This window comes from uncultured Cardiobacterium sp., assembly GCF_938028185.1.
Classification (GTDB): domain Bacteria; phylum Pseudomonadota; class Gammaproteobacteria; order Cardiobacteriales; family Cardiobacteriaceae; genus Cardiobacterium.
The window spans coordinates 1-10,466 of the sequence record NZ_CALJAH010000152.1 but is presented as its reverse complement, the minus strand read 5'-3'; the positions used below and the strand labels follow the sequence as shown (position 1 = coordinate 10,466).

The following is a 10,466-nucleotide window of genomic DNA, read 5'->3' as shown; positions in this document are numbered from 1 at the left end:
GAAGTGTTGCATGGACATCGAGGTATGCAGGCGCACCCCACCCCCGTCCCCTTTCCCACAGGGGGATAGGCGGTTTACATACACGATAGCGGGGAAAGGTGTATGTAAACGGCAGGGGTTATGCCAGCGCCCGCAATTGCGCCAACAGCGGTGCGAGGTCATAACCGCAGGCGGCGGCGCGGGCGAGGATTTCATCGGCGTTGCCGCCTGCCGTCGCTTCGCCCAGCGCCCAGACGGTAGCGCTGCGCATCCCGCTTTTGCAGAACATCAGCGTCGGCGTGCCGCCTTTGAGCGCGTCGCGTGTGGCGGCGACGGTCTCTGGCGGGAACTGCCCGCCCGCGACCGGCAAATGCAGCGTGCGGATGCCAAGCGCGTTCGCCGCCGCGGCGATGTCGGCAAAGGCGGGCTGGTCTGGCGCTTCGCCGTCGGGGCGGTGGCAGATGATTTGCGCGATGCCCTGCGACTGCAAAGCAGGCAGGTCTTCGGCGCGGATTTGTGCGCTGACATAAAGCGCGGGTTTGAGCATTTTCATCGGTCTCTCCGGGGTTGGTGAAAATGCTGATGATAGCGCGGGCGGGTGGCCGGAAAATAGGCAAAAATTTTTACTATCACGCCGGTCATTCACTTTTCATGCCGCAGCAACACGACTATAATTTCGCCAATCCTGCACGAAAATCCACACGGACAGGGTTGAAATCCACACTTCTAAAACCAAGGTGAACATCTATGGCAGTCCAAACCCCCAATACCATTGACCTTTTCTCTATCGGCATTCACAAACGCGCCTTCCGCAACCTTTCCCCCTCCGCGCTCTACAAACTGGCGCTGGAAGCGAAGGACGATTCCGCCATATCCTCAACCGGCGCGCTGATTTCCTTCTCCGGCGCAAAAACCGGACGTTCACCGAAAGACAAACGCATCGTCAAAAACCCCGCCTCCGAAAACGACATCTGGTGGGGCAAAATCAACATCCCCTTTGCCGCCGCTTCACACAAGGCCAACCGCGAGCTGGCGGTGCGCTACCTCAATGAAGCAGAAAACATCTACGTGCTGGACGGCTACGCCGGCTGGGACGAAAAATACCGCCTGAAAGTGCGCGTCATCACCACCCGCCCGTACCACGCGCTCTTTATGCACAATATGCTCATCCGTCCGACCGATGCGGAACTCGCAAACTTCGGCGAGCCGGATTACGTCATCTACAACGCCGGGCACCGCCCCGCCGACCGCACCGTTGAAGGCGTTACCAGCACCACCTCCGTCTCGCTCTCCTTTGAAGACAAAGACATGGTCATCCTCGGCACCGAATACGCGGGCGAGATGAAAAAAGGCGTGTTCACCATCATGAACTACCTCATGCCGAAACAGAGCGAACTCTCCATGCACTGCTCCGCCACCGCCGAACAAGGCGGCGAGCGCTCCGCCGTGCTGTTCGGTCTCTCCGGCACCGGCAAAACCACACTCTCTGCCGACCCGAACCGCAACCTCATCGGCGACGACGAACACGTTTGGACCGAAGACGGCGTCTTCAACATCGAAGGCGGCTGCTACGCCAAAGTCATCGACCTCTCCGCCGAAAAAGAGCCGGAAATCTTCGGCGCCATCAAATTCGGCACCGTGCTGGAAAACGTCGCCTACGACGAACACTACGTCGTCCAGTACGACTACACCCCGCTGACCAGCAACACCCGCGCCAGCTACCCGATCGAATACATCAGCAACGCGCGCATCCCCTGCAAGGCCGGCCAGCCGACCGACATCGTCTTCCTCACCTGCGACGCCTTCGGCGTACTGCCGCCGGTCTCCAAACTCAGTCCGGCGCAGGCGATGTACCACTTCATCAGCGGCTACACCGCCAAAGTCGCCGGCACCGAAGTGGGCGTCACCGAGCCGGAAGCGACCTTCTCCGCCTGCTTCGGCGCGCCGTTCATGGTCTGGCACCCGGCCAAATACGCCGAGCTGCTCGCCGAAAAAATGAAAAAACACAACACCAACGTCTGGCTGATTAACACCGGCTGGGCAGGCGGTGCCTACGGCGTCGGCGAACGCATCAAGCTGAAATACAGCCGCGCCATCATTGACGCCATCAACAGCGGCGCACTGGCGAAAATGCCGACCGAAGCCGACCCGGTCTTCGGCTTTGCCGTCGTCACCGAATGCCCGAACGTGCCTTCAGAAATCCTGAAACCGCGCAACGCCTGGGCAGACAAAGCCGCCTACGATGCGCAAGCGAAGAAACTGGCAAAAATGTTCAACGACAACTTCGAACAATTTGCCGACGGCGCCAGCGCAGAAGTAAAAGCCGCCGCACCGAAAGCGTAATTTGCTTCCGCTTCCGTTACGCAGAAAAGCCACCCGCGAGGGTGGCTTTTCTCATGGAAACGCCGTGAGTGTTTCGTCTGGTAAACGGCTACGCTAAGATAACGCCATGAAAAAGCATCCCGACAAACATATCCGGACGGCGCTGGAATATGCCATGCAGCACGGATGGGAAATCGTCTCCAGTGGCAAATCGGCACACGCTTTCTGCCGTTTGCGCTGTCGCAAAGGCCACACCGAACACCAGATGAGTATCTGGTGTACGCCTAAAAACCCCGAAAATCATGCCAAACAAATCATCCGCAAAGTAAACGAATGCAGGGAGGACAGATGAATACCTACCACTTCACCATCGTCATTCGCGATGCCGCTGACAGCACCAATATCGAAGATCGCCTTTATGAAGCGGGATGTGATGACGCACTGGTGTGCTGGCGCGATCGCATCCTCTATCTGGAATTTGACCGCGAAGCGGCAGACGCCAAAACCGCCGTACATAGTGCGTTTGCCGACATTCACCGTGCCGGATTTCACGATCTCATCCTGCAAGAATCCGGCATTGCTACGTTGACAGAAATGGCAACACGCGCCGGACTGACACGGGCGGCGCTCTCCAACTACGCCAAAGGCAAACGCGGCAAAGCGTTTCCGCTGCCGATGTATGGCGTGACCGGCAGCACGGCGCTTTATTCCTGGCCGGAAGTTGCCGCCTGGCTTTACCAGCATGGCCAGCTGGCGCAGACCCAGCTGGATGTCACGCGCGTCTAAATCGCACGCATAAAAAAGCCACCCTTGCGGGGGTGGCTTTTCCATATCCGGGCGAACGTTTATTGCGGCGAATACAGGCCGATGCGGTTGCCTTCGCTGTCTTCAATCACAGCATCAAAGCCGTAATTGCTGCCGAGGGACGTCTTGCCCGTCAGTACTTTGCCGCTGTGTTGCGCGGCGCGCGCCGCCTCAATCGCGCAGTCGTCGCAGCCGAAGTAGAGGAGGACGCTGTTGCCGGGGGTGAAGGGCTGCTGCGGGTCGTGGCAGAGCATACCGCTACAGCCGGGCGCGCTGTTGTCGCCGGGAAAGGTGGCGTAGCGTGCCTCCGTGCCTGCAACGGGCAAATCTTCCAGCCGAATCTGGAAAACGGCTTCGTAGAAGGCTTTGGCGCGCGCCAGATCGCGCACGTAGAGGGTGAACCAGTGGGCGGGGTTTTTCATGTCAGCTCCTGTTGTGGATTAGGGAGCGGCAGGATAGCGCCGCGCGGAATGGGCGCGGGAAAGAGGCCGGCGAAGACGGCGTGCCGCGCCTCACCGCCGCAGATGCGCACGGTGAGCACCCGTGGCTGCGGGTGTTGTTGTGGCGCATAGCCGTGATAGCTGAAGGCGCGCGGCTGCGGGCAGGCGAGTTCGGCAGAAAGGGCGGCGCTGTAGGCGGCAATTTGGTCGCGGTAATGGGCGGGGCAATACCGGTCGCGGCGCGGAAGGTGTGGCTGTAGGTCGCGACGCTTTCGTGTCCGGCGTCGAGTTGCGAGTCAATAACCGGCTTTTGTGCGACCAGTGCGGCGATGCCCTGTTCGATTTTCAGCGCGGCGATGTAGTCGCGCAGCGGCAGGCCGGTTTCGCGGTGAAAGCGGCGGCTCAGGTGGAAGCGGCTCATAGCGAAATGCGCGGCGACGCTCGCCGGGGTGCAGTCGGGCAGGGTCGCGCGGATGTGGGCGCAAATGGTGGCGAGGGGGACGGTCATGGTCAGGCAATCCGGCGGGCGGTGAGGATGCCGCGCAGGCTGTTAGTGAGGAGGAGGGTGTCGGCGCGGGCGACGTCGGCGCGGGTTAGGCGGGTTTCCGCGATGTGGGTCGCGCCGATCAGTGCCGGGTTGGCGAGGAGGCGGGCGCGGGCGATGCCGGGCAGGATGTCGAGCGCGAGCGGCGGGGTGTGCCAGGCGCCGTCAATTTGCAGAAAGACGCTGCTGCGCGCGCCTTCAAGCAGGTAGCCGCTTTCGTTGTAAAGCAGCGCGTCGAACGCGCCAGCGGCAACGGCGGCCTGCCAGATGCGGTCGAGATGGGCGCGGTGCGTGGTTTTGTGGCGGCGTAGCGGGTCGCGGTCGGGCAGCGCTTCTGGGTGTTCGAGGACAAGGACGTCGCGCGCGATGGGGTCAAGCGGGGCGAGGTCAAGCTGCGGCGTGCCGTCGCGCGGCAGGGTGATTTTCAGGCGGTGGGTGCTGTTTGCACCCGCACAGCGCGCCATGACCGCCATACGCACCGCGTCTTTGTCGCAGGGCAGGCCAAACGACGCGGCGCTGTTTGCCAGACGGGCGAGGTGGGCGTCGAGGTGTTGCGGTACGCCGTCGGCGACGCGCAGGGTTTCGATGAGGCCGATGTCCGGCGGGTGGCGGAGGAAGGCAGCCTTGAGTTGGCATTCGCGGTATTCGTCGTCGGCATCGCTGTCGATGGTGATGCCGGAGCCGACGCCGAAGCGGGCGTGGCCGTCGGTGATTTGCAGGGTGCGGATGGCGACGTTCAGCCGCATTTTGTCCGGCTCAATGTAGCCGAGCGCGCCGGTGTAGAGGTCGCGCGGGCTGCCCTCCAGCGCGGCGATGTATTGCATGGTGATGCGTTTCGGCGCGCCGGTAATCGAGCCGCAGGGAAAAGTGGCGCGCAGGATGGCGGCGTGCGTGGTGCCGGGGCGCAGGTGGGCATTGACGCGGCTGGTCATTTGCAGCACTTCGCCGTGTTGGGCGACGTGGAAGGCGTCGCTGACGCTCACGCCATGCGGGCGCGCGATTTTGCTCAAATCGTTGCGTAGTAAATCAACAATCATCGTGTTCTCGGCGCGGTTTTTCGGGTCGCGGGCGAGCGCCGCTTTTGCCGCTGCGATGTCGCCCGCGGCGCGCGCCGTGCCTTTCATCGGCAGGGTGTGGAGGTGGTCGCCGTCACGGGCGAGGAACAGTTCGGGCGAGAGGCAGAGGGTGTGGCCGTCGGCGGGATGCCAGGCGAGCGCGGCGTAGGGCGCGGGTTGCAGCGCGCGCAGGCGTTGATAGAGGGCGACGGGATTGCCGTAGCTTGCGGCGGTCGCGCGCAGGGTGTAGTTGATTTGGTAGGTGTTGCCGGCGCGGATGAGTTCGTGGATGGCGGCGATGGTGCGGGCATAAGCGGCGCGGTCGGTGTCAAAGCGCAGGTCGAGCAGGCCGGCGGGTGCGCCGTCGTGCCGACTGCGCAGCCAGGCATCAATGGCGTCGCCGTGCAGATGGTCAAGGCGGGCGTACCAGTCGAGGACGAGCGGCGGCGCGGTGGCGGCGAGTTTCATCAGGGCAACGCCAAATTCGTAAGGGATGCGCAACGCGGCGTGCAGGCCGTCCGCCCAACCGCGTGCTAATAGCGTATCGAGCTGGTCAATATCAGCAGCGGCGAGGGTTTCGCGGCGGATGTGGTCGCGGTAAAGGCGGGCGCGCCCGGCGCGGGCGTCGTCAAGGAGGAGGTAGGGCATGGTCGTGCGCGGTGTGGCGAGGGCGCTGATTATAGCTATCCGCCGAAAGCCTCATACTGTGTTGCGTTGTCTCGCCGTACAACCGCGTACTGTCTTCGACAACGCGCCTTGTCTGAAACTTTCGGTGGATGGCTATATAGCTATCTCATGGGTATTCCTCTCCGCGAGGGTGGCTTTTTTGTGGCGCTATTGCCCGCGCGTGGCAAAAAATCCCGTCATCCGGCAAAAATCCCGCTACACTCACCCGTCCGCTTCATTCACCAGGAGAACTTCACCATGAACCCCGTTGTCCTCGCCGTCTGCCTGATGCTCATTCTCTCGCTGGCGCGCGTCCACGTTGTCTTCAGCCTCATCATCAGCGCCTTCATCGGCGGCATGGTCGCTGACATCCCGGCGGAAACCATCCTCGCCGCCTTCCCCGACGCGGGCGTCACCGAACCGGACAGCCTGCTCAAGCTGAAATATCTGGTCAAGGTCTTTGAAGAAGGCATCGCCGCCGGTACCACCACCGCGCTGTCGTATGCGGTGCTGGGCGCGTTCGCCGTCGCCATTTCCTATTCCGGCCTGTCGCAGGCGATGGCGAATCTCATCATCGGCCGCGCCAAGCATGGCAAGGGCAGCGGCATCAAATGGCTGCTCATCATCGCCCTGCTCGCCATGAGCATCATGAGCCAAAACCTCGTGCCGATTCACATCGCCTTCATCCCGCTGGTGGTGCCGCCGCTGTTGCTGGTGATGAACCGCCTCAAGCTCGACCGCCGCCTGCTCGCCTGCACCGTCACCTTCGGCCTGGTCTGCACCTATATGTTCGTACCCTATGGCTTCGGCGACATCTTCTTGAACAAAATCCTGCTCGGCAACATCACCAAGTTCGGCATGGACGTCTCGGGGGTGAACATCTACCAGGCGATGGCCATTCCCGCGCTCGGCATGGTGGCGGGGCTCGCCATCGCCATCTTCTACAGCTACCGCAAACCGCGCGATTATCAGGACTTGCCGGTGGAAGGCGCGGCGGAACAGGTGCCAATCAAGCCGCTGCACATTTGCGTCGCTCTCGTCGCCGTCATCGCCGCCTTCCTCGCGCAGAAATACACCGGCTCGCTCATCCTCGCCGGTCTCATTGGCTTCGCCATCTTCATGGTGACGCACGTCATCCACTGGCAACAGGCCGATACCGTCTTCAACAGCGGCATCCGCATGATGAGCATGATCGCCTTCATCATGATTGCCGCCAACGGCTTCGCGGAAGTGATGAACGCCAGCGGCGGCGTTGAGCCGCTGGTGAAAGACAGCGTCGCCTTCTTCGGCGAAAGCCGCGCGCTGGTCTCGCTCGCCATGCTCGTCGTCGGCCTGCTGGTGACGATGGGCATCGGCAGCTCCTTCTCCACCCTGCCGATTATCGCCGCCATCTACGTGCCGATTTGCGCGCATATGGGCTTTTCACCGCTCGCCACCGTCGCCCTCATTGGCACCGCCGGCGCGCTCGGCGATGCCGGCTCACCCGCCTCCGATTCCACCCTCGGCCCGACGATGGGCTTCAATGCCGACGGTCAGCACAACCACATCAAGGATACGGTCATCCCGACCTTCATCCACTACAACATCCCGCTGCTGCTCGCGGGCTGGATTGCGGCGCTGGTGCTGTAAATCCATGGTGGGGCAAGCCCCACCCTACCCTTAAAAAAACGCCGCATGATGCGGCGTTTTTTGTGGGCGGTGCGTGCCTGCGGCACACCCTACTGACGGGCAGGGTTATGGCGCGATTTCTGCCAGCAGCGCTTCAAGCTCGGCGAGGCGGGTGTCCCAATCCGCTGTCGGTTCTTTTTCGGTGGCGGCGGGGTAGTGCAGGCTGATGGCACTGTTGCCTTGCAGGCGGTAGTGGGCGGGGTCGTTCTGGATGCGGGTCAGCAGCGGTTCGGGGTTGATGCGCGTCGGGTCGGCGAAGCGGATGCGGGTTTCGCGTTCGCTCATGCTGATGTGCTCAACGGCAAGTGGTTCGGCGCGCTGTTTGAGGCGGGTGCGGGCGATGAGCGCTTTCGCGGGCGCGGGCAGTTTGCCGAAGCGGTCAATGAGTTCGGCGGCCAGATCTTGTAGTTCGGCGTCGGTTTTGCTTTGTGCCAGGCGCTGGTAGAGGACGAGGCGCTCTTGCGGGTCGTAAACGTAGTCGTCGGGCAGGAGCGCGGGGACGCCCAGTTCGATGGTGCTGCGCGGCGGGTCGAGGTCGGCGGTCTGGCCGTTTTTCAGCGCGGCGATGCTGCGCTCCAGCAGGTCAAGGTAGTAGCTGATGCCGATTTGCTGGATTTGCCCGCTTTGTTCGTCGCCGAGGATTTCGCCCGCGCCGCGTATTTCCAGGTCCTGGCTCGCCAGCAGAAATCCCGCGCCGAGGCTGTCGAGGGTGGTGAAGGCTTCGAGCCGCCGCTGCGCGTCTTTGCCGAGGGTGTTCCAGTGGGGGGTGATGAGGTAGGCATACGCTTGGTGGTGGCTGCGGCCGACCCGCCCGCGCAGTTGGTGCAGTTGCGACAGGCCGAGTTTGTCGGCGCGGTTGATGATGATGGTGTTGGCGTTGGGGATGTCGATGCCGCTCTCGATGATGGTGGTGGCGATGAGGATGTCGTAGTGGCGGTTCTGGAAGTTTTGCATCAGGTGTTCGAGTTCGCGCTCGCGCATTTGCCCGTGGCCGATGGCGATGCGCTGCTCCGGCAGGGCGTCTTGCAGCAGGCGGGCGATGCGCTCAATGCTGTCGATGTCGTTGTGCAGGATGTAGGTTTGTCCGCCCCGGCGGTGTTCGCGTTCGCAGGCGTCGCGGATGGTGTCGATGTCCCATTCGGCGAGGATGGTCTGGATGTTTTGTCGTCCGGCGGGCGGGGTGGCGATGATGCTGATGTCGCGCAGGCCGCTCAGCGCCAAGTTGAGGGTGCGCGGGATGGGGGTGGCGGTGAGGGTGAGCAGGTTGGTGTCGCTTCTGAGGCTTTTCAGTTGTTCTTTGTGGCGCACGCCGAAGCGCTGTTCTTCGTCGATGATGACCAGCCCCAGGTTTTTGAAGGCGATGTCTTTTTGCAAGAGGCGGTGGGTGCCGATGATGAGGTCGGTGCCGCCTGCTTTTAAGCGCTCGATGGCGCGTTTGGCGTCCGCCGCGCTTTTGAAGCGGCTCAGGCTGTCGATGGTGAGCGGGTGGTTGGCGAAGCGGTCTTGCAGGTTGTGGTAGTGCTGCTCGGCGAGCAGCGTCGTCGGCGCGATGAGCGCAACTTGATAGCCCGCGCTGGCGGCGGCATGGATGGCGCGTACCGCCACTTCGGTTTTGCCGAAGCCGACGTCGCCGCAGATGATGCGGTCCATCGGCTGCGGCCGGGCGAGGTCGGCGAGCACCGCGTCTATCGCCGCCTGTTGGTCGGGCGTCGTGGCGAAGGGGAATTCGGCGGCGAGGGCGGCTTGCGCGGCGGGATCGTGGGCGATGGTGATGCCGGCGGTGGCTTCGCGTTTGGCGTAGAGGGCGAGCAGTTCGGCGGCGGTGTCGTGCAGGCTGTCGCGGATTTTGCGCCGCGCGGTCTGCCAGCTTTTGCCGCCGAGTTCGTGCAGCGGCGCGTTGTCGGGGTCGCTGCCGCCGTAGCGGGTGATGAGGTCGATGTCGGCGGTGGGGACGTAGAGTTTGGCGCCTTTGGCGTAGGTGATGGCGATGAGTTCGTCGCCGTCTGCTTCGAGTTTTTCCAGTCCCTGATAGCGGCCAACGCCGAAGTCGGCGTGGACGACGGCGGTGCCGGGGCTCAAGTCTTGCAGGCTGCGGATGAGGGCGGCGGGGTCGCGGCTACGGCTCTGGCGGTAGTTTTGCGCGACCGGGGTGGTGTGCAGGTCGGCTTCGGCGAGGTGGACGGCAGCGCCGTCGCGGAAGCTGTGGCGGTTGGGCGAGACAGCGTAATGCAGGGCGAGGCCGCGTGCGCCAAGGCGCTCCTGCCATTGTTCGCGGCTGCCTTCGCTGGGGAAGTGCAGGGTGAGATCGCCGCCCTGGTCGATGATTTCCTGCCAGTATTGTTCGCGCGCGCGCGCGTCGCCCGTGAAGGGGATGGCGTCGGCGTATTCTTGGTAGGGGACGGCGGGCAGGGCGGCGAGGCGGGAAAGCGTCTCGGCAGGCGTCAGCCAAAGCGCGTCCGGCGGCAGCAGGCGGTTTTCCCGCAGCGGGTTGGTGCGGCGGTAGCGCTGTTCGCACCAGTTGGCGTGTTGTTCCAGCAGCGCGGGCAGGTCGTCGCAGGTGAGGATTTGGCTGTTTTGCGGCAGGTAGTCGAACAGGGTCGCGGTGTCGTCGTAAAACAGCGGCAGGTAGTATTCGAGGCCTTGCGGCGTCTGGCCGTCGCTGATTTGTTGGTAGAGCGGGCTGTTCGTGATTTTTTCGCCGTAGTGCAGGCGGGCGTTCTGGCGGTAACAGGTGCGCCCGGCGTCGGAAAGGTCCAGCTCGCTGCGCGGCAGTATGCTGATGCTGCTCAGTTTTTCCAGGGTGCGCTGGTCGGCGACGGCGAAGGTGCGGATGCTGTCGATTTGGTCGTCGAACCATTCGAGGCGGATAGGGTCGGCAGCGTTCATTGGGTAGAGATCGACGATGTTGCCGCGCGCAGCGTATTCGCCTTTGCCGCTGATGTGGTGCGCGCTGCGCTGGTAGCCCGCGTCATTGAGGCGCTGGATGAG

The 10,466-nt window shown here is 63.0% G+C and carries 9 protein-coding genes; 4 read left to right on the top strand and 5 right to left on the bottom strand.

The window, feature by feature from the left end; genetic code table 11:
• Nucleotides 1-118 precede the first annotated feature (118 nt).
• Nucleotides 119-532, bottom strand: a complete 414-nt coding sequence (locus Q0349_RS04660; protein WP_298079716.1) for a TIGR01244 family sulfur transferase — start codon at nt 530-532, stop codon at nt 119-121.
• A gap of 194 nt (nt 533-726) precedes the next feature.
• Here Q0349_RS04660 and pckA point away from each other — a divergent pair, with 194 nt between their 5' ends.
• The 3 genes from pckA to Q0349_RS04645 all read left to right on the top strand — a co-directional run bounded on the left by pckA (nt 727) and on the right by Q0349_RS04645 (nt 3,087).
• Entirely contained in the window at nt 727-2,322 is a 1,596-nt protein-coding gene (pckA, locus tag Q0349_RS04655; protein WP_298079715.1) for a phosphoenolpyruvate carboxykinase (ATP), read from the top strand.
• Between the two features lie 106 nt (nt 2,323-2,428).
• Complete coding sequence (locus Q0349_RS04650) at nt 2,429-2,653, top strand: hypothetical protein (RefSeq protein ID WP_298079714.1); 225 nt, start codon at nt 2,429-2,431, stop codon at nt 2,651-2,653.
• Nucleotides 2,650-3,087 (top strand): helix-turn-helix transcriptional regulator, encoded by a 438-nt coding sequence (locus tag Q0349_RS04645; RefSeq protein WP_298079713.1) that lies wholly within the window; start codon nt 2,650-2,652, stop codon nt 3,085-3,087. Before Q0349_RS04650 ends, Q0349_RS04645 begins: the two co-directional genes overlap by 4 nt.
• Before the next feature lie 59 nt (nt 3,088-3,146).
• Here the strand turns inward: Q0349_RS04645 and Q0349_RS04640 are convergent, their stop codons facing one another.
• The 3 genes from Q0349_RS04640 to Q0349_RS04630 are packed head-to-tail and all read right to left on the bottom strand — an operon-like array spanning nt 3,147 to nt 5,792.
• Nucleotides 3,147-3,527 carry a VOC family protein gene (locus Q0349_RS04640; RefSeq protein WP_298079712.1) on the bottom strand — a complete coding sequence of 127 codons (381 nt, stop codon included), beginning with the start codon at nt 3,525-3,527 and terminating at the stop codon, nt 3,147-3,149.
• Nucleotide 3,528: 1 nt separating this feature from the next.
• Entirely contained in the window at nt 3,529-4,053 is a 525-nt protein-coding gene (locus Q0349_RS04635) for a helix-turn-helix domain-containing protein (protein ID WP_298079711.1), read from the bottom strand.
• A gap of 2 nt (nt 4,054-4,055) precedes the next feature.
• A complete protein-coding gene (locus tag Q0349_RS04630) occupies nt 4,056-5,792 on the bottom strand; it encodes a bifunctional anthranilate synthase component I family protein/class IV aminotransferase (protein ID WP_298079710.1) in 1,737 nt (578 codons plus the stop codon).
• 276 nt (nt 5,793-6,068) lie between these two features.
• Between Q0349_RS04630 and Q0349_RS04625 the strand changes: the two genes are divergently transcribed.
• Nucleotides 6,069-7,439, top strand: coding sequence for a Na+/H+ antiporter NhaC family protein (locus Q0349_RS04625; protein WP_298079709.1), 1,371 nt, complete (start codon nt 6,069-6,071; stop codon nt 7,437-7,439).
• A gap of 105 nt (nt 7,440-7,544) precedes the next feature.
• Here the strand turns inward: Q0349_RS04625 and mfd are convergent.
• On the bottom strand, nt 7,545-10,466 hold a 2,922-nt coding region (mfd, locus tag Q0349_RS04620; protein WP_298079708.1), incomplete at its 5' end, for a transcription-repair coupling factor.